Annotated in this window: 13 protein-coding genes, 1 tRNA gene and 1 pseudogene; 5 read left to right on the forward strand and 10 right to left on the reverse strand. The window is 61.3% G+C overall.

The window, feature by feature from the left end:
* Window positions 1-505 precede the first annotated feature (505 nt).
* The gene (locus tag GLA29479_RS01875; protein WP_057919666.1) at window positions 506-1,228 is read right to left on the reverse strand and encodes a hypothetical protein; all 723 of its coding nucleotides are present in this window, start codon (window positions 1,226-1,228) and stop codon (window positions 506-508) included.
* Window positions 1,229-1,667: 439 nt separating this feature from the next.
* Between GLA29479_RS01875 and GLA29479_RS01880 the strand changes: the two genes are divergently transcribed.
* Window positions 1,668-3,203, forward strand: coding sequence for a hypothetical protein (locus GLA29479_RS01880; RefSeq protein ID WP_057970611.1), 1,536 nt, complete (start codon window positions 1,668-1,670; stop codon window positions 3,201-3,203).
* Between the two features lie 174 nt (window positions 3,204-3,377).
* Here GLA29479_RS01880 and GLA29479_RS01885 read toward each other — a convergent pair whose 3' ends face one another.
* The 8 genes and pseudogenes from GLA29479_RS01885 to GLA29479_RS23435 form a co-directional block, all read right to left on the reverse strand.
* Window positions 3,378-3,686, reverse strand: coding sequence for a hypothetical protein (locus GLA29479_RS01885; RefSeq protein ID WP_057919664.1), 309 nt, complete (start codon window positions 3,684-3,686; stop codon window positions 3,378-3,380).
* 165 nt (window positions 3,687-3,851) lie between these two features.
* Window positions 3,852-4,559 (reverse strand): hypothetical protein, encoded by a 708-nt coding sequence (locus GLA29479_RS01890; protein ID WP_144436307.1) that lies wholly within the window; start codon window positions 4,557-4,559, stop codon window positions 3,852-3,854.
* Window positions 4,560-4,946: 387 nt separating this feature from the next.
* Window positions 4,947-6,032, reverse strand: a complete 1,086-nt coding sequence (locus GLA29479_RS01895) for an IS30 family transposase (RefSeq protein ID WP_082638210.1) — start codon at window positions 6,030-6,032, stop codon at window positions 4,947-4,949.
* A gap of 34 nt (window positions 6,033-6,066) precedes the next feature.
* Window positions 6,067-6,429: a hypothetical protein gene (locus GLA29479_RS24215; RefSeq protein ID WP_144436308.1), complete on the reverse strand. Its 363-nt coding sequence runs from the start codon at window positions 6,427-6,429 to the stop codon at window positions 6,067-6,069.
* Between the two features lie 86 nt (window positions 6,430-6,515).
* Window positions 6,516-7,683 (reverse strand): annotated as a pseudogene (locus GLA29479_RS01900) (IS3 family transposase).
* 536 nt (window positions 7,684-8,219) lie between these two features.
* Window positions 8,220-9,167 carry a hypothetical protein gene (locus tag GLA29479_RS24220; protein ID WP_144436309.1) on the reverse strand — a complete coding sequence of 316 codons (948 nt, stop codon included), beginning with the start codon at window positions 9,165-9,167 and terminating at the stop codon, window positions 8,220-8,222.
* A 188-nt stretch (window positions 9,168-9,355) separates the two neighbouring features.
* Window positions 9,356-13,141 (reverse strand): peptidoglycan-binding protein, encoded by a 3,786-nt coding sequence (locus tag GLA29479_RS24225; protein ID WP_144436310.1) that lies wholly within the window; start codon window positions 13,139-13,141, stop codon window positions 9,356-9,358.
* Complete coding sequence (locus GLA29479_RS23435) at window positions 13,138-13,596, reverse strand: hypothetical protein (RefSeq protein ID WP_237051707.1); 459 nt, start codon at window positions 13,594-13,596, stop codon at window positions 13,138-13,140. The genes GLA29479_RS24225 and GLA29479_RS23435 overlap by 4 nt, the downstream gene beginning before the upstream one ends.
* A gap of 293 nt (window positions 13,597-13,889) precedes the next feature.
* On the opposite strand from GLA29479_RS23435, the gene GLA29479_RS01915 reads away from it, so the two are divergent.
* Complete coding sequence (locus tag GLA29479_RS01915; RefSeq protein ID WP_144436311.1) at window positions 13,890-14,645, forward strand: hypothetical protein; 756 nt, start codon at window positions 13,890-13,892, stop codon at window positions 14,643-14,645.
* 308 nt (window positions 14,646-14,953) lie between these two features.
* Here the strand turns inward: GLA29479_RS01915 and GLA29479_RS01920 are convergent.
* A tRNA-Arg gene (locus GLA29479_RS01920) sits at window positions 14,954-15,030 on the reverse strand.
* Between the two features lie 276 nt (window positions 15,031-15,306).
* Here GLA29479_RS01920 and ubiA point away from each other — a divergent pair.
* From ubiA to GLA29479_RS01935, 3 genes are all read left to right on the forward strand, one after another.
* On the forward strand, window positions 15,307-16,218 hold the full coding sequence (gene ubiA / locus GLA29479_RS01925) for a 4-hydroxybenzoate octaprenyltransferase (RefSeq protein WP_057919577.1): 912 nt from the start codon (window positions 15,307-15,309) through the stop codon (window positions 16,216-16,218).
* Between the two features lie 141 nt (window positions 16,219-16,359).
* Window positions 16,360-16,905, forward strand: coding sequence for a Rid family hydrolase (locus tag GLA29479_RS01930; RefSeq protein WP_057919576.1), 546 nt, complete (start codon window positions 16,360-16,362; stop codon window positions 16,903-16,905).
* Window positions 16,906-17,044: 139 nt separating this feature from the next.
* Window positions 17,045-18,472: a short-chain fatty acid transporter gene (locus GLA29479_RS01935; RefSeq protein WP_057919575.1), complete on the forward strand. Its 1,428-nt coding sequence runs from the start codon at window positions 17,045-17,047 to the stop codon at window positions 18,470-18,472.
* Window positions 18,473-19,061: the final 589 nt, after the last annotated feature.

The following is a 19,061-nucleotide window of genomic DNA, read 5'->3' on the forward strand; positions in this document are numbered from 1 at the left end:
ACCTCCAACGAACGTGGCCATCTGCATCTCGCGAGATACCTGTCCAAGCCAAACTTACTGAGACTCTCCCCTTATAAGTTCGCAATGGAGCAAGCGGATACCTCGGGAGCAAACCTTCGTCCTTGACTCCCGTCTGAGCCTGAATTAAGACGCCGTAGCTATCTGTGTCGCGGGCGGAAGGGCCGGAAAGCTCAATTGTGATGAAGCCAACCCCGTCGCAGCTGTCACCGGCGGAGATCCAGGGGACGAAATTGACATCTCGTACGCCGACCCGAGGCGGTTTCGCGGAAGCATGCTCGATGCCATCCACATGAAATTCCGACGACCTGTAAAGACTGCATGCCAGTCCCGTGTTGGGCAGCAGGGCTAACAGTGCGAGTGCAGGGAAGACTTTAGTCACGATTGTCATGCGCTAGGATTGAGTCGCGAAGCGGCTTCGGCATGGGCCGTTGCTCGAGGCTTCCAGGCGAGGCAACAGCGGAGTCCGAGATCGAAGACGCGGTTTTCATGCCTTAGACGGCACAGGCTGCGGCTTGGTAATGTCCTCGCGCAGTGTTTCTTCGAACGTTCCAAAACAGCATTGCCGTCCGTACTGGCTCAATGAGAAGAGCGCGATCGCTTGCATATCCCGCTCAAAATCAGCCGGTAGCGGATGCGGAATTCGACGACCAAGAATGTGGCTCTTCACCAGGTAGTCGAGCTGCCGCAGAAAATATTTTGGATCGCCGGCCAGTTCAGACGGGACCCATACCCGGTTTATCGTCAAACTATTGGACGTAGCGATGAAGCCGGCGGCATACATCAAAACGCCGGTCCAACTGCGGGAAAAGTACATGCGATCGCCATACAGATAGACGTCCCACTTATCCTCCATTTGCTGCGCCTTGAACAGCGCGCCTTCAGCCACTTCGCCGGAAGGGTACGCGAGGCGACATTCGAGTTCGATCGCATTCTCCGGTAGCACGCCGATATGCTCCTGCCCCAGGCTGGCGCGAAGATTTGCGAAAGAGGTCGCGATACGTTCGTCCGCAGTAGTCGACCGCATGGTGCTGACGAACCTCAAACAGTCGTAGCCCTCCACCGTGAATGGGTTACGCGGATCGTCCTTGGCCAACCAGCGTACAGGTTGCGATTCCTGTGTGGGAGCAGTCTCGGCGGATGAGGCCTTCTGTGCGGTTTCAGGTGTCGCCGGCTTCTTGCGGAACAGGTCGAGGACGGACTTGAGCATGAGACGGAGTCGCTCCGGGTGAGTGAGGAACTTCTGCGATAGATGTCAATCTTCAGCCGGCATGTTGCGTTGGTAGTGCGAGACGTGAAGCGGCCTCGGCATGAATTAGTTGTTGCATCGGGCACGATGATGCTGAGCCTATGCCATACCGCTGAACTGGTCATGGTTGTCGAGACTCGATTTTACGAGTGGAACTCGACGAGATGACCTAGCTCCATCCGACTATATCAAGGCCATCGCGAGCGGCGTAGTTTCGCCACCAGCAGACATGGCCCGCAGCGACCGCAGGCAAAAATCCGGCGCGTCAGTACGGTGGTTCACCGTAAGAACTGCCAAAGGATTGTCATGAGCGATCCGGTTACGTTACAAGACCCGCGCACGCATGGCGCTACCTCCGACGACAAGATCTTGTTGATCTCACTGCGGGCTGAGTCCGGCGATGACCAGCCCGAGCACCGGCAGCAGCATCGTGATCGGGATGCGCCGCACCCAGCTCGGCCCCTTGATTAAGAGAGGCGGCGCCGGCAGCGTGTACCTGCTGCCGGACTATCCCAATAGCGTCGCCAAGATCTACCACGCCCGCGTCGATCCGCCGAGCTACACTGATCGCATCGAAGCCATGCTGCAGTTGCGCCCGCAATTGCCGGACCAGATCGAAGGCGACAAACGCTACGTGCAGATCGCCTGGCCCGACGCGACGGTGCGCGACGCTCGCGGCCGCTTCGCCGGCTTCACGATGCCCGTATTGGACGTGGATGCGACCTCGGAATTGGAACAAGTCCTGCAGGAGCGCCAAGCGCGCGCAGCCGGTTTGCCGGTCGGGTTGGGTCGCAAAGTCACCTTGGCGGCGAATCTGGCGTCGGTGCTCGCAGCCTTGCATACGCAGCATCATTACGTGGTCGATCTCAAGCCGGTGAACCTGCGTTTCGATCGCGCCTCGCTCCACATCGCCTTGCTCGACTGCGACGGTTTCAGCATCCAGGGTCGCGGCCGACGATTCCACGCGCCGCAGTACACGCCCGATTATCTGGCGCCGGAATACCAGACCCACTCCCTGGACGAAACCGGCGAGGAAACCCAGGACCGCTTCGCCCTGGCGGTGGTGATCTTTCAGCTGCTGAATTTCGGGATCCATCCGTACAGCGGACGGCCTGCGCACGATAGCGTGCCGACCGACGTGCCCGGCCGTATCCGCGGGCGTTGCTATGCCTACGGACGCAGCGGCAATTCTTCCATGCTGCCGAACCCGGTCAGCGCGCACGCGATGATGCCGGTACGGTTGCGCGATCTGTTCGACCGCGCGTTCAGCGACGCGCCGGCGGCGCGGCCGAGTTCGGGGGAATGGGGCAATGCGTTGCGCCTATATGCGCAGCCTTCGCGCGGGCTGATCGTGGTGTGCGACAGAAATCGCGAACATCAGCATTACGTTGGACAGAGCTGCGCTTCGTGCGTGCGCGAGGAACTGCTGACGCGCGCCGCGCGTAACGCCAAGTCGCGACCAAAACCGCAGCCGCCGGTCGATCGGATGGCGGCCTCGCGCACGGGCCGGCAGGCTTACGCGCCCGCGCCATCGCAAGCGCCGGCTCAGATGCCGCCGTCCTATGGCATGCCGCCGGCCGCATCGCCGCACACTAGTCTGCCCACGCACAGGCCGCGTTTCGCCAGCTCCATGCCCGTGTTGATGTTGTTGATGGTGCTGGCGCTGCCGGGGGCGATCGCAGTCATCGCTGCGTATTACGGTGGAGCTGATGCGGACTACTCTCCCGGCGGTGGTTGCTCTTGGCTTACCCCAGACGGTAGATACGGTCCCACGCAAGCCTCGCCGCAACCATGCCGCCAGTGTCCATGCACGCGCAGAGAGATGGATGAATTTATTCAATCGCGGATTCAGACCGATGTGCATACGCTCCCTGCTATACGCGTATCGGCCGACGAAGCGGTGCTGGACCCGCGTCCTCCAGGCGGCATTGAATGACCGCGCGATACGGCGGGCGCCTATGCGGCGCAAGCTGGCGGCGAGTAAAGGTTCAGCGTCTTCAACAAGGTGCGCTAAATTCAGCTGCCGCCGTTGGCATGCCGTGCAGCTATTCAGCCGCATCAGTTCAACCTCCAAGCCGAGCCGCGAAGCGGCTTCGGCTTGAATGAAGTGTCAGGCGTCACCGGTTGGCTCCGGCATCACCCAAGCATCACGATACTCCTGTGTTGGATGCTGGAACTTAGGATAAGTTTGCCAATAGCGCTCCCCATAGATGCGAAGCATAGCCCAGTGCCATGCCTCGTCATGGAAGATTAGCCCTCGCAGGTCGCCAGGCTCCTCGTAGGGATAGAACGCAAGAGCTGCATCACGAGCATTCGTCGCCGAAAGAGATCCGTAGTAGTGGAGAACCCAGGCGAACATGCGGCGCTCGTGCGCCAAATACGCGAAGTACTCCGCCTCTGTCCAATCCTGAGTTTCCATGGAAATCGGTGTAGCTCCTAACGCCTGAATTGAGTCGAGCCGCGAAGCGGCTTCGGCTTGAATACTTCGTCCGCCCTGGTGTGCGGTCTATCAGAAGGCCTTGGAAAGAAGCTTCGACCCGTGTTTTGGTCAAGTTGGCCGGAATATTCCATTCGCGCCGCCGCGTTACTGGGCACACTGCTTGAGTTTCTGGATAACCGGCGCGGCCTCTGCCCATTGGATCGCCATCGCCGTTTTCCCATCGATCGACAACTTGAAAGTCTGTTGATCGCGCATGCCGTCCAGCGCCGCAGCCAGTCCAGGCACGGCGAACGCGATCGCTCCGGCCCTGCCTTGATATCTGTAGCTGAACACCTGGACGGCTTGAGCAGGTTCATTGTCTTGCTGAAGCGTGATGTTTATTTTCCTGACCTTTTTCGGCTGCGGGAGTCCCGTGCCGTAAAAAATAAGCCAGGCATCGGGCTTGGGTTTCTGAAACCCCATGATGCTGACGATGCCGCCGCTTGTGCCGTTGTCCGCGCTTGTCAATTTGGCGAATGAAGCAGTGCATAGCTTGCCTTCAGGCGTTGAACTAGATGCGGAGAACCAAATGCCCTTGGCCACTTCCTGGGCGATTCGTGCATCCCTTTGGTCCTTTTCGGCCTGGAGTTTTTTCATATTTTCCACTTCCTCTGGAGTCATGGAGCGCACCGGCGCGCGATCCCTGGGTCCCAGGGAATCCAGGTAATCATTCTTCTCGCGAATCCAGTCGTCCATGCTGTATTCGTACGGCGGGCTGCAACCATTGCCGTCGTACAGCATGCCTGTCGGGCAGGCTCCTGCCTGGAATGGTAGGGCCAGGAAAACAAAAAATGACGCACTAAGTATTTTCATATTGTGTTTTCCGCATTTTGGAAGTGCCTTGGCTCGAATGAATTGTTAGGCCTGCGCCCAGTAGTCACTTAGGCTCCGGCTTGAAATCAAACTCAACACCAAGCCCGGCCATCGCCGCCGCAGCCTTTTTGCACCCGCCTTCAGCGACTAGCGTCGCCGGTCTCGCAATCGATGATGAAACCGGCCAGGCGGCTGGGGTGGGCCATTTTGTTGCTCCGGGCAGTGGATTCGCTGCCAGATTGCCGCGCTGTCGGGCCGCGCGGAAGTGCACGTGTCGCCGATTCGGCAGATCGCGGGCAACAAGCCCGCCAAGTGGCGGGCTTGTTGCGTGATGGGATCGACTTAATTATGGTCCCTTTGTTTCCCTACAAGCCGAGGTTTGCACTGTCAACGTCTAAGTGCAGCAAACGAGTCGAAAACACTCTGACGAACCTTCGCAGCTAACTCAGGCATGCCCAGCTCACGCAAGAACACCACCGCCGGGAATTGATAGCCCAACGACGCCCGTGGCCGCGTGTTGAACTCATGAGCGATTCGATCCAATTGCCGTTGCGTGTAGCCCGACAGATCGGTGCCCTTCGGAAAATATTGCCGGAGCAGACCGTTGGTGTTCTCGCAGATGCCGCGCTGCCAAGGACTGCTTGGGTCAGCGAAGTAGACCGATACGTTGGTGCGCTGGGTCAATACCCGATGCAGCGCCATCTCCTTGCCCTGGTCGTAGGTCAGCGTCTGCCTCGCCGATAGCGGCAAACGACGCAGCACCCGGCTGAATCCCTCCAGCGCGTCAGCGGCCGTGCAACCACGCATCCGCGCCAGCACCGTGAACAGGGTCTTGCGGTCCACCAGCACGCCGATCGCCGAAGCGTTGCGTGCGCCGACCAGGAAATCGCCTTCCCAGTGGCCGGGCACCAGGCGTTCGGTGGCGGCGGGCGGACGCAGGTGAATACTCTGCACATCCAGCATCCGACCGCGCCGCTCCGGGCCCCGTGCGGACGAATGGCGGGCAGCGCGCTGCTGCTTCAGTAAACGAGTCAGCTCCCGCCGAATGGGGCCACGGGGCATGGCATAAATCGCCGTATAGATGGTCTCGTGCGACACCCGCCACTCCGGTCGGTCAGGATATTCTTCGCGCAGTCCCTGGCTGATCTGACGTGGCGACCAATAACGTGCCAGTCGCCGCTGCACCTCCAGCCACAAGGCACTGTCGGCGCTCAGCTTGCGCTCGCGTCGCGCTCGACGGCGCAAGCGCCGCGCCCGTTCGCCAGCACGAACCGCATCATAGCCTCGCCGGGGTCGACCCAGCGCCGGGGTGGGCCCCGGCGTACGCACCCCATTGCGGGCCAATTCGCGCGACACGCTGCTATCGGCACGCCCCAACATTCGGGCGATAGCGCGGCCGCTATGGCCATGCTGCTTCATGGCCATGAGCACACCGCGTTCTTCGGCGCTGAAGTGGCTGTACTGGGTTCCCATGCGCTGACCTCAAGGGTGGGTGATGCGCTTGAGGTTAGACAGTGCAGTTGCTTTCTTTTGTCATGATTCGATAAACGCGGCCATTTTGATCGAACACTACGATGATTCTTGTCGTTTTCGTGACCGCATTCACTGGCGGCTCGGAAACAAAAAACGTGAGGGTAGGCGATTCAAGTGCCTCCTCTTGAATTAATTCAGCCGGCAATGCCGATGTATCGGCCAACGGAGGGTTGGGCTTGAACTTTATGCCGCGGCCTTTTAGTAGAAGTTCGACGTTGGCGCGAGTCTCTCCGACTCTAATTCCTTCAGTCGCAGCCTCGGCAAGCCCCTGCCTCTGGCAAGAGGCCGAGTAGATACTGAAAAATGCCAACAGCAATCCGTTAATAGCGCGTTTCAATGATTAGGCCCCTGTGGTTCGAACTGCACTCAAGTTGAACGGTCGCTCCCCAAAGCATGTTGCCAGAGTCAGGCGTGGCAGCGGGTTTAGTGGGCTGCCCAGCAAATTAAAACGCTGCCCAGCCTCAAAGTGAGGCACGCTCAAAGGCCTCGGGACTGAGGCCGCCCAGGTGGCTGTGGCGGCGGGTGGAGTTGTAGAACATTTCGATGTAGTCGAAGACGTCGGCACGGGCCAAATCGCGGGTTTTGTAGACGCGTTTGCGGATGCGCTCTTTCTTCAGGCTGCTAAAGAACGATTCGGCGACGGCATTGTCCCAGCAGTTGCCGCGGCGGCTCATGCTGGGCGAGAGACGGTGCGAGCGACAGAACCGCTGCCAATCATCGCTGCCGTACTGTGAGCCTTGGTCTGAGTGAACGATCACGTCCTGGGATGGGCTTGCGCCGCCACAAGGCCATCATCAACGCATCGATCACCAGGTCGCGTGCCATGGTCGGTTTCATCGACCAGCCGACCACCTTGCGCGAGTGCAGGTCGATGACGACCGCCAGGTACAGCCAGCCTTGCCAGGTTCGTTTGATGTCGGTGACCCAGGCGCGGTCGGGCGCAGCGACGGTGAATTCCCGATTGAGCCGGTTCGGCGCGATGATCGATGGACGCCCGGCAATCCGGCGCGGTGTCTTGTAGCCCGATTCGCCTTGATTTTATGGCTCTTCATGATCTTAGCCACGCGATGCTTGCTGCATGCCTCGCCGGCTTCGCGCAAATCATCGCAGACGCGACGCGATCCATACACACCGCTGCTGGCCGTATAGGAATCGCGAATCAGGCCCAGCAGTCGATCATCTTCGATCGTTCGATCGGATCGAGGTTTGCGCAGCCACTGATAGAAGCCGCCACGGGTCACCCGCATTAGCCGGCACATCGTCGCCGTGCGAAACGTCGTGCGGTGATCGTTGATGAAGCGGTATTTAACTCGGGTTCCTTGGCGAAATACCGTGCCGCCTTTCTTAGGATGTCGCGTTCCTCCTCCACGCGACGCAGCTGCGCACGAAGCCGCAAGATCTCGCTCTTGGCGTCGATCAATTCACCCGCTTGCTTCTCGGCTTTGTCCGGCGCAACCGCTTTAATCCACTTGTACAGGCTGTGTGCCGACACGCCCGTGCGGGCCGAAACTTCGGCCACCGTTTGGCCGCTCTCGACGATTTTCCGAACCGCTTCTTGCTTGAATTCCGGAGTAAATCGCTGTGTGCTCATGGTCTTCCTCCTATGCTCGGATCATAGGCCGGAAGTGTCTACATTTCCCTGGGCAGTTCACCGCGTGCTGTCGTCTAGCTGTCAATCATTGGTCGGAGGTTCAAGTCTAGCGGGTCGCGCCTGAATCGAAAACCGACGGGATCTACGCGGGCTGCAGTCCACCAACCCGTTCGGGAATGCATTGCCAAAATGCGCGGGGAAATCCGCATTCCGTCTGCGACCATTCCCGCCAGTCGGGATTCACCGACTCGACCAAGCGGCGTTGCCAACGATGCGGCCAACTTCGGATCTGTGCGGCTCGCTCGCATGCCGCCGCGTGGGTCTGGGTTCGCTCAAGCCAAACCAAGCAGAAAGGGAACAGAGTGCGGTCACCGGTACGACACTCTCGTTGAAAATGCACTTCTCGGACTTCACGCACGACCTCAGCGAGCTCCCCACCCACACCGACCACATACGGGCCGGCGCGCTGATCGGCGAGAAGGTAGACCATGTACGGTCCCGTGGTTCCGCGTTGCATTCGACTTCTCCAAGCGATCTTATCCGCCAGGCCCCGTTTTCCTCGTCGGCAAGGGAGCGCCACTGGCAGGATCGGTACGAGGTTCCTCGCCCTTTCCGAATCTGGACAACGCCAACTGGGTTGCTTGGGTGGCTGCCTTGTAGTTCAAATAGTTGGTCAAGGTGTAGCCAGCCAGAAAAGTGTAAACCTCGGTGCTGCCATCCTTGGATACGACTTTGCCCAGGCGACTCCAGCCTTTGTCCGGTTTCCTTGGGTCAAAAGTCCATACATCTCCGTACCCATCGGCCTGCTGATTTACTTTATTCGTTTCAATCCAGCTGGTTAACTCCTTGTTGCCGTCTAGCGGATATATCGCGATATTGGCGCTCCGTGATCGTGCGGGTGGCATTTTGGATATATCGATGCCAGGACCGATCTGATCCCAAAGGATTGGAGCGGGCTCATCACTGTAATCGGTGGCACTGAGAGTCCAATGTGAACCCCCGTCCATGCTTGGGGATATGATCATTCTCGTTGGAACCAAAGCTCCGTCTCCGGCCCAGACAAAGCTGACAAACTTCTGCTGCTTGTCAGGTAGAATTTCCCGGCTGGTCATTCCGCGCGGCGGGTGATCTGCCATGTCACCGAACTCTCCCAGGACGCCAGTAATCTCGCGAGGGAGGATGTACATATAGCAGCGCGAGTACTCGTTCCGGAAGAAAACATAATCTCCGTCTAACGTGCGCCAGCTGTCACCTATTTCCCGAATGCCAACCAGCCTGGCTTCATCTCCTTTCAGGCGTGTGCCTGCCTTATCCAACGCCTTGGCAAATTCGTCTGGCTTCGATCGAAGCACAAGGCAATGATCATGAAAAAGCTTGATGGCATGTTTGGCGTCGGAGTCGTTGTCAGGTGAGGCCGCTTGCACTGCCCCACAGCAAGCAATCAAAAAAAGTAGGGCGGCGAGGCGAATGCGCATTTTTTTCATCGTTGACATTTTCCTTTGTCGAGCCGGTTCTCATTTCATTGCAGATGGGATGTCATACGCGGTCAGGCAGGATTGCTTTCCGAGCCAGAGGTGCGCGCCACCAGCTGCGCCAACTGACTTCATCCCTCACTATGAACTCAGGCTTCGACAACTGGGCGACTAATTGGAGTACACAGTAGCTCCTCCGATTATCGTGAGGGGCCACGGCTCGGGTCATCCGGATTGCGCCGCGATGCCTCCTGCGCCAGTTGCTGCTCGCGTTGCTGGTTGACCGCCTGCGTCTCGCGCAGGGTGTCCTGCATCGCGGGCGGCGGCTCGGAAAGCGATACGCCGGTATGAAAGCCCGGGGTGTGTGTCTCCACCCAAAGCTTGCCGTTGGCGGCGGCGACCAGCTTGATACCGCCTGCGTCATGAATCTCGTTTTGCTTGGCCGCGAGCATGGCCGCAGCTACGGTTTCATCCGAAATGTGGCCGGGTGCACCCGTACGAATCTTCGCGAACATGGCTTGGTCCGCAGGAGACATGCGCGCAAGATCCTGAGCGTCCATTGCCGGCGCTGGCGTCGCCTTGTCGCCGACCTGCGCAAGGGGCCGTTCCCGCTCCTTGGAAGGATCTTCGTTGGGTGCGTTCGACGGCTCGACTCGACGGCCTATCTCGGTCGGACGCGCGTCGGACAGCGGCGATGTCAGCGAAGCCGCAGTGGTTTCGACAGTTCGCTCTCCATTGGCCACTGCCGCCAGTTCAATAGGTTTCGCGGTCTTTTCGGTGGCTGGGCTCTCGACGGCGGCGTTCTCCGTCTTCCGCGATTCGATCTTGGCATGTTGCGCTATCGCAAGCGCCTGAACCGTCTCGGGGTCAACGCTGCCTGATTCCGGCAGGCCATGGTCGCGTTGTAGCTGGCGCACGGCTTGCTCGGTCGCGGCATCGAACTGACCGTTCCGCTGCAAAGGTGCAGCGGGTGATCCGCCATAGCCGATCCGCTGCAAGCGGAATTGCAGCATCTCGACGTCATCGCCTCGGTCGCCGCGGCGCAAGGTGCCGTCATCAGGCGCGGGCTCGGCTTCGGCCGCCACAGGCGCACCTTGGGGGAAAGGCTGGGCAGGCGCTGGAGTCGGCGTGTCTGGCGTGGGCGTGGCCTCGGCCGCTACCGGCGCGAGGTGAGGTGCGGGCTGGGCTGGCGCGGGCGCGGGCGCGGGCGCGGGCGTGGGCGCGTCAGGCGCGGGCTGTGGCGCGGGTGTTTTCTGTTCTGGCGGCTTCGCAACAACTACGTCGGGTTTAGGCGGTTCGGCTGGTGCCACGGCGACCGTCTCGGGCTCGGCCTGCTTTGGTGCGGAGGGCAAACCGGGCTCGGCAAAGGCTTGAACGTTCTCCGCTTCGCGAATGGGTGGGGGCGTCACAACCGCGAGTGGAGCGACAGTAGCTGTTTGTTGCACACCGTCCAGAGTTCCGGGCGGCTCGCGCCCAGGCTCCGTACGTTTTTGTTCCGATAGTTTTTCCTGCTTCTTCTCCACGACAGGTTCGGCGACCGCAACCGCAGCCTTGGCGATCACGGGCGAAGGAGCATCCACTTCGCGCAATGCCTCGGGCTTGGGTGCCGGTTGCAGTTGAGCGGCGTCGAGCGTGTTCGTGACGATGTCGGGAACAGCATCGGTTGCATTGGCGACGGCCTGGCGAGCAGTGGCCTGCACATCATCTCGTTGTAGGCCCAAGCGGTTCGCCTGGCGCACGACTTGCTCCAATGCTTCGCGTTGCTGCGGCGACAGATTTGCAATCCGTAGTTCTGGTGCTTCCGGCGCAGTTGGCGGCGGCGAGCGCAAGTCCAGCATGGCCATTTGCACTTCTAACGGGCTGGTTACAGCTTGCGGCCTATTCGCGCCGTCCGCATCGCGGCGGATGTGTTGAATCGGACTGTCGATGCTAAATTTTTTGTCTGCGTTGAGTTCCAAGTGCAGCGATGTCGTCAGTGGGTTGACGCCAAGCTCTTGCTGGGTGCGCCTGACTGCTTCCAGCGCGGCTTCCAATTGCTCTGGACTTGGTTTGACTCCGTGGTCTAGATAGGTCGACATCAGATCCTTTCGCTCGATGTCCTCCAAGGTGGGCGGCTGCCGAGGCGGAATTGCGGCGACTTGTTCTTGATGCTGCGCCAACTGCGGTTGCAACGCCGCACGAGTGCTATCCAGTTCATGACGAAGGTTACCGGCGGCCACCACGGACTCGCCATTGCGCTGCCATTGCCCTTCCGCAGTGCGCTGATACAACTTGCCATCCGACGCGGTTAACGAATCATGCTGAAGCGCGGATTGTATAGAGGGCGGCACCCCGCCGAACCGCTCCCAGCCTTCGCTGCGGTGAACCACTTGGAAACGAGCCGCCATCGGCGCAGGGCCGTTGGCGATGTTCTCCTGGATCACCTGTTGCGATGCCTGCTCCAGTTGGGCTGCGCGCTCAGCGCTGGCCGGGTCGACTCTGACGATGGGCACGCCGGCCTGTTCAAAGCCCACGATGACCTTTCGCTCCCACGCGCCCGTTTGGGGATCCCGCTCCCAATCGGCGCGGCGCATGCTTACCGGGTCGTTCTCCGCCGCCGGCTGCGCATACGGATTTCGCGGCGTCGGAAGTTTCCCGATCGCCAGTTCCGTTGCCGAAATACTCGCGTGGTAATTCAGCGCGTCCGCCGTTTCCGGATCTGCAGAGAAATCCTGTTTGGTCGGTAGGTTCTTGCCGTCATCGATCAAGTCGCCAAAATCTTCCCGGACCCATTGCCGCCCGTTGGAATGCCATGTGACGCCCTTTAGGGTATGCGTGTAGGTCTCGTAGCTGTCCAACACCGTGGCGACATGCTCGCCCACATGCGCGCCAGCCACGGCTGCACCGCCGATGACAATAAAGCCAACGACACCGGGGCCAGTGGCTGCCGCCGTGGCGACCAAACCAGCAGAAGCACCACCTATCCAGCCACCTGTGCCGCGCGCAGTGTAGTGCGTCAGCTCCGACTGTGCGGCCGACAGATTGTCTTGCGAGAGCAGCGTACTGGCGCGGTCGGCACTGGCCGTGGCGTCCAGCACGCTGGCGGCTAAGCCAAGACCAACAGCGGTACCTATCCGTCTGCCGGGTCCAGCCCGCGCGGCCTCTGCTGCGCGTTCACTTTGCGCTAGCTGCGCTTGCCAGTCACTAATGTGCTTCTGCCCCGCGAGTACGTACTCAGTTGGCGGGTTCATGCTTTCTGCCAAGGGTCGGGATATCTCTGTAAATGCTGGTGTCTTGCCCTCGATCTGAGTTCCGGAAAAATAGGCTCGACTATCCATCAAGATAACGCGTGACTCTCCTCGCAGTGGAACTCCGGAATCGTCAAAGGCCACTCGCAACTGACTCACGTTTTCCCGCGCACGCGCAACGATCATCTCGAAGGCAGCTTGATCTCCATGAGTGGATTGGTGTGCTACTAACACTTCCCGCGGAATACCCTCGATGGTGGTGACGTTCTGATTGGCTAATACATGCGGCACCTCAATCGCGCCGAAGACGCGAGTGGGCTGCGCATCGCTCACAATGGCGCGTACCTCACCGATCGTCTTGTCAGCGAATCGACCCGACGCATCGGCCCACGGGCCCTCGGTGGGGTGGTAGAGCCAATCTGTAGCAGGGCCGCGGTAATTTCCGGTAATTAAAGGCTCCGGGTCAGGCAACCCGTGAGCCACGGCAACGGCATGCTTAAAGTCGCGGGATTCCAAAAAATCAGCGGCCTGACTACCATTGATAACGCGAACATCTTCGCCAGCGGCCCGCATTGCATTAATAACGTCGGTTGACCAGATGTCTTTTGCAGCCGGTCCACTGTAGAGAACTGTGAGACGTCCGGAACTATCCGCATCTACCTGCGCGGCTAGTTCGCGTAACTCCTGTGGTGTTGCGTACTGACTTGGGTTCCCGCGCAGAAGCGCGATCGCTTCATCAGCGCTCAGCGTCTCTGTCATACGATGCAACCCTGGTCGATTTCCAGGATGACTCTGTATCCCGACCAGGCGCGGGAGTAGATGCCGAAGCTTCTGTAAGCAATCAGTCCCTCTTTGAGGTCAGCAAGAAACTGGGCTTTCTGATCTTTCAGGTGCGCTGGGAGGCCACTACTGCCGTTGAGCCATATCAGTTTCCATAGCGACCAGCCCACTCCGTCCGATTCTTCTCCGCTAGAAACAAGATCAAGTCGCAGGAAATTTAGTTCGCTGCGCCAGAAGAAATTCCACTCGGTGCGGTTGCGTACTTCAGGATCGGCTCCACCACCAGAGGCGATATTCCGCAGGTAAATATTTCGTTCACGGTCGATGGTCCAATCCCGCGCTCTGGTTCGGCCTACGAATACCTTCTCGTCAATTTTATCTAGTTCGAAGCGCTCGACATCTTCTGCAGGGATGAACTCATTTACAAATGGCATTTCGATGCTCCGTGTCAGCTGCGTATTGCATGTGCGCTGACTAACGCTGCGAGGCGCATGTAGTCGCGACGTTCGATACGCCAAGGTTGTGCCCGCCGCCTTGCGCCCCAGACTGGGGTGAGGCGAATTGGCAGTGATTGTTGGCAGGTTTGTTGCATGAACTGTCCGTGTTGGACCCGTGTAAACACTCTCACCGCACGTCTTGCGCGGTAAGCACCTGGATGCCCGCTACAGGGGCTAGTCAAGGATTGGGTCAGGCGGGAGCACCTACGTTGGGCGCGTCCGAGGAATAGATGAAGCTCGGCGCAGCTTGTACCGGGTGCCGAACCGGAGTCAAGACCGCTAACTGGTTTCTGTGGAAACGTCCCGGCAACGGTGCAAGTGTGACATTGGGGTGGAGCCCCGATGTTGCGCTTCAAACAGACGTGCTGTATCCCGTAAATCGGCCCGGCCGCCGAGCCAGGGAGACGTATTTGGCCACTGAGTTATCCGTCCTGCTTCTCCCGGTTGTGCTGATTCCGGGCGGCATCATTCATCTCAACTTGCCGGGAACGTGGGTCGGCCTGTTGCGCGAGCGCGCACGACATGACTTGGGCTTTGGCGTCTGCCTTAATGTCGGACCGGCCGAGGGTGTCCCCGTGGTTGCCGAGATCGGCACTGAGGCGCACGTAGAAGACTTCGTCGTCGAGGCGAACGGACACATCCGATTAACGCTACGTGGCGTGCGGCGGTTCGAGGTGGAGAAACTACAACCCGGCGAAACCACAGTCGTGGCTCCGCGTGCTTTCGTGCGTTGGCGAGAATCTCGGCATGACGAAGACATCGATTGCGCGCGTGGCCTGCTGCGGACATTAGTCGAGGCGAAGGGCGGACCGGAGGTGCTCGCCCAGGCGCAATTCGATGACCCCGATTGGATCAGCTGGCAGTTCGTCGCGTTGGACAAAAAAATGCAGCCAAATCAGCTTCAGGAATTGCTGGAGGAGGACGTGCCATTCCGGCGGGTGCTTCGCGTCCTCGATGCTTTTGCGGCGCAGCCGGCGCCGTTTTGACATTGGCCAGTGCTGGAGGGGCCGACCGCGAACCTACGGGGAAACATCGGCGCTCTGCCAATGATCGTAAGTTGCGGCACTCTTTTGATGTCAAAAGATCAAAAAACCGGACTTCGTAAGTGCCTGAATTTTAAGGGGCAAGCAATGGTCGGCCGACCAAAGGCTTGGAGAAAAAGGCCTGGAGAGAGGCGAAAAAAATCGCCAAATGACCTGTCTGTGGATAACTCGCCGGCCAATGGGGAACGCCAAAAGCCTCGGAGTAAGGCCTGCTCGTCGTTGCGACGGGGCGTAGAAAAAATCGAGGGGGATGGCGCGCCTGGAGGGATTCGAACCCCCGACCAATGGCTTCGGAAGCCACTACTCTATCCGGCTGAGCTACAGGCGCGTGGTAGACACGCACGAAGCGATCGTGCGGCCGTGCATTCTAGCGGAAACCGGGGCCGAAGGTGGTGGGGTCGGAACCGGCCCGGCGATCCGGCCCAGGCGAGGGCAGGGCGCCCGGCGGTGGCATGGCATCCCTCGTCCTTGTCCGCCGTGGTTAGTCGCGCTTCGGTGCGGCCCCTTCGATTGGATAGGTCCCAGTCGACGCCGCCGCCATCCGCAAAGCCCGGCGGGCCTCGCCGCGGCGAAGCGCCGGGACGGCCGCGTTACTCTATGCGCCATGGATCACGCTCACCCCGACACCCCTGCGCCGGCCTGGCGGCGCAAGCTTGCGCTGTACTGGAAACTGACCCGCGGCGATCGGCCGATCGGGTGGTTGCTGTTGCTGTGGCCGACCTGGTGGGGGCTGTGGATCGCCGCCGAAGGCGTGCCGCCGCTGTGGACCTGGTTCGTGTTCAGTGCCGGGGTCTGGCTGACCCGGGCGGCCGGCTGCGTGATCAACGACTACGCCGATCGCTGGCTCGACCCGCACGTCGAACGTACCAAGCACCGGCCCTTGGCGACGGGCGAGGTGCGGGGGCGGGAGGCGCTGGCGGTGTTCGCGGCCTTGATGCTGGCGGCGTTCGCGCTGGTCCTTACCTTGAACCGGCTGACCATTCTGATGAGCTTCGTGGGCGTGGTGCTGGCGGCCAGCTATCCCTACTTGAAGCGCTACACCTATCTGCCGCAGGTCTACCTCGGCATGGCCTTCGGCTGGGGCATCCCGATGGCGTTCGCGGCGGTGCAGGGCGAGGTGCCGGCGGTGGGTTGGCTGTTGTATGCGGCCAATATCCTATGGTCGACCGCCTACGACACCTGGTACGCGATGGTCGACCGCGAGGACGATCTGAAGATGGGCTCCAAATCGACGGCGATCCTGTTCGGCGAGATGGACCTGGTCGCGATCGGCATCTTGTATGCGCTGATGTTCGTCGCGCTGTTCCTGGTCGGGCAGCGCGCCGGCCTCGGGGTGTACTACTTCGGCGGTCTGGCGGTGGCGGCGGCCTTGGTGGCGTACGAGTTCGTGATCGCCCGGCACCGCGAGCGCGAGCCCTGCTTCCGCGCCTTCCTGCACAACCACTGGGTCGGGTTGACGATCTTCGCCGGCTTGGCCCTGGACTATGCCTTGCGCGCGACGAGCGTCGCGGCCTGATCGCGGGCGCTCGTTGACGAGGATTGCCGCGGAGATCGGCCCGGGAATCGGCTAGAGCGGGCCGCGAGTGCGTGATCGCGGTTAATGACAGGGGCGCGCCGCTGGCGTGCAATGGCGGATCGTCCCCAGTGGAGTGCCGTCATGTTGGAGTTGTCGCGTGGCCTGTTGTTGCGGGGCCTGCTGTCGCAAGGCCTGGTCCTGGGCGCCCTGGCCTGTTGCAGCGGCGAGGCGTTCGCGCAGTCGGTGACGGCGCCGAGCCGCGAACATTTCGCGCCGAAGGGCTGGGAGGGGTCTTACCACGGGCTGCATTACTCGCCGGTGGTGAAGATCGGCGACCGGGTGATCGTCTCCGGCATTCCGGCCATGGAAGGTGCGGACGACGAAGCCCGTGCGCGTTGGGTGTTCGAGCAGCTCGAGGCGCATCTGCGCAGCGCCGGAGCCAGTCTGGCCGACGTGGTCGAGCTGCAGAGCTTTCATGTCGCGGCCGATCACGCCGAGTTTCGGCGGCGTATGGATCCGGTCTTGAAGGTGCACCGCGAGTTCTTCAAGGATCACTACCCGGCCTGGACCGCGGTCGCGACGCCGGGCTTGTTCTCGAAGGACGCGAGTTTCGAACTGCGGGCCGAGGCCGTAATCGGCTCGGGGAGCCGGTCCAAGGCGGAGATCGCGAAGCCGGCGGCGCCTTGATGTAGGCGGCGGTGGCTTGGGGCAGGGGATTGCTCTTAGTCGACGAACATCGCAACGCCTGCTGCCTGCGACTAAAGTGCAAGTGGTCGCGGCCGTGACCGCCTCGACAATGCCTTGCTCTCGTCGAAGGACAGCCGTCATGACCGCAGTTTCCGCCCCTCCCGCCGACGGGCCGCTCGCTCGTTTCGCCCTGCACAGTGCAGCTTGGGCCGAGCGTTGGTTTCCCGATGCTTACGTGTTCGCCGCGCTCGGCGTGGTCATCGTTGCGGTGTGCGCGCTCGGCTTCGGCGCCACCCCGGCGGCGACCGCAACCGCGTTCGGCGACGGCTTCTGGAGTCTGATTCCCTTCACCATGCAGATGGCCTTCGTGGTCATCGGCGGCTACGTGGTCGCGACCGCGCCGGCGGTGGCGCGGGTGATCGATGCGTTGGCTCGGGTGCCGCGCAGCGGCCGCGGCGCGATCTGCTACGTCGGCCTGATCAGCATGTTGACCTCGCTGCTGAGCTGGGGCTTCTCGCTGGTATTCGGCGGCTTGCTGGTGCGCGCGCTGGCGCGCCGCGAGGATCTCGATATGGACTACCGCGCCGCCGGCGCCGCGGCCTATCTCGGCCTCGGCGCGGTGTGGGCGATGGGTCTCAGCTCGTCGGCCGCGCAGTTGCAGGCCAACCCGGCCAGCATGCCGCCGGCGCTGTTGGCGACCACCGGGGTGATCCCTTTCAGCGAAACCATTCTGTTGTGGCAGTCGATCGTGTTGACCGCCGTGCTGATCGCGGTCTCGCTGGTCGTGTGTTTCGTGACCGCGCCGCGCGGCGCTTCGGTGCGGCGCGCCGGGGATTTCGACGTCGCCGACGAGCGTGCGGCGTCGGTGCTGCCGCCGCGCTCGCGGCCGGGCGAATGGCTCGAATACAGTCCGCTGATCACGATCCTGCTGGCGGCGATGAGCCTGGGCTGGCTCGCCTACGAGTTCGCCAACAAGCCGCTGGTCACCGCGATCGCCAACCTCAACACCTACAACTTCGCGTTCCTGACCGCCGGCCTGTTGCTGCACTGGCGCCCACGCAGTTTCCTCAACGCGGTCACGCGTGCGGTGCCGAGCACGACCGGCGTGTTGATCCAGTTCCCGCTGTACGGCGGCATCGCGAGCTTGCTGACGGCGGCGAAGGGCGGCGACGGCCAGACCCTCGCCCATCATCTGTCCAGCGTGTTCGTGCAGATCGCCACCACCGAGACGTTCACGCTGGTCATGGGCGTGTACTCGGCGGTGCTCGGCTTCTTCGTGCCGTCCGGCGGCGGCAAGTGGATCATCGAGGCGCCGTACGTGATGCAGGCCGCCAACGACCTGCAGGTGCACCTGGGCTGGGCGGTGCAGGTCTACAACGCCGCCGAGGCCTTGCCGAACCTGATCAATCCGTTCTGGATGCTGCCGCTGCTCGGCGTGTTGGGGCTGAAGGCGCGCGACATCGTCGGTTTCACCTTCATCCAGTTGCTGGTGCATATCCCGTTGGTGCTGGGCCTGCTCTGGCTGCTCGGTTCGACCCTGAGCTATCACCCGCCCGTGATGCCCTGAGGGGCGCAGGCAGGTCCGACGACGCCCCGGCAAAATCCTACCCGCGCCTGCGCCGATGCCCGACTGACCCGGGCCGCGGCGCAGGCGATTCTATGTCCGTGGGAAGCGTCGCGGCCGGTACGGAACGGCGTCGCGCGGCCAGGATGCCGCAGGTCCTCACGATGGTTAAAAACCGCACGGAAGCAGAAGGAAAAAGCAAGCGGAATTCCGCGGAAAACCGCAGGAAAACACGTAGAAAAACGTCGTTCGAAGGCATCGCTTCTCAGCCTGTGCGACGCCTGAAAGCGACAATGACTCACGCGAAAGGGAAGGGACTCCCACGCAGTCGGATCGGGGCTCGGGCAACGGAATGCGGCATCGCGTCCTCGTCGGCGGATCGCGTTCCGACCGAGGCCCCGGTCGACACGGCGAAGGAAGCGCCGGCCCGAAAAACCCGCTCGATTCGACCTGGTGCGCCCGGAAGCGGCGTGAAAGGAAGCGACCGCCAAGGAACGGCGGCCGGTCGGAATCGGGGACGCGCCCGGGATGGCGCGCGTGGCGGAAAGGACTCCGCCACCGGGCCGCAAAGGAGGACGTCGCGGGCCGGTTC

The organism is Lysobacter antibioticus, from assembly GCF_001442535.1.
In the GTDB taxonomy this organism is placed as follows: domain Bacteria; phylum Pseudomonadota; class Gammaproteobacteria; order Xanthomonadales; family Xanthomonadaceae; genus Lysobacter; species Lysobacter antibioticus.

Coding starts and splice junctions, on each gene's coding strand:
- ubiA (WP_057919577.1), top strand. CDS start 15,307: ATGGATCACGCTCACCCCGACACCCCTGCGCCGGCCTGGCGGCGCAAG.
- GLA29479_RS24225 (WP_144436310.1), bottom strand. CDS start 13,141: ATGACAGAGACGCTGAGCGCTGATGAAGCGATCGCGCTTCTGCGCGGG.
- GLA29479_RS23435 (WP_237051707.1), bottom strand. CDS start 13,596: ATGCCATTTGTAAATGAGTTCATCCCTGCAGAAGATGTCGAGCGCTTC.
- GLA29479_RS01915 (WP_144436311.1), top strand. CDS start 13,890: ATGAAGCTCGGCGCAGCTTGTACCGGGTGCCGAACCGGAGTCAAGACC.
- GLA29479_RS01895 (WP_082638210.1), bottom strand. CDS start 6,032: ATGGGAACCCAGTACAGCCACTTCAGCGCCGAAGAACGCGGTGTGCTC.
- GLA29479_RS01935 (WP_057919575.1), top strand. CDS start 17,045: ATGACCGCAGTTTCCGCCCCTCCCGCCGACGGGCCGCTCGCTCGTTTC.
- GLA29479_RS01930 (WP_057919576.1), top strand. CDS start 16,360: ATGTTGGAGTTGTCGCGTGGCCTGTTGTTGCGGGGCCTGCTGTCGCAA.
- GLA29479_RS24220 (WP_144436309.1), bottom strand. CDS start 9,167: ATGAAAAAAATGCGCATTCGCCTCGCCGCCCTACTTTTTTTGATTGCT.
- GLA29479_RS01880 (WP_057970611.1), top strand. CDS start 1,668: ATGACCAGCCCGAGCACCGGCAGCAGCATCGTGATCGGGATGCGCCGC.
- GLA29479_RS01885 (WP_057919664.1), bottom strand. CDS start 3,686: ATGGAAACTCAGGATTGGACAGAGGCGGAGTACTTCGCGTATTTGGCG.
- GLA29479_RS01875 (WP_057919666.1), bottom strand. CDS start 1,228: ATGCTCAAGTCCGTCCTCGACCTGTTCCGCAAGAAGCCGGCGACACCT.
- GLA29479_RS01890 (WP_144436307.1), bottom strand. CDS start 4,559: ATGAAAATACTTAGTGCGTCATTTTTTGTTTTCCTGGCCCTACCATTC.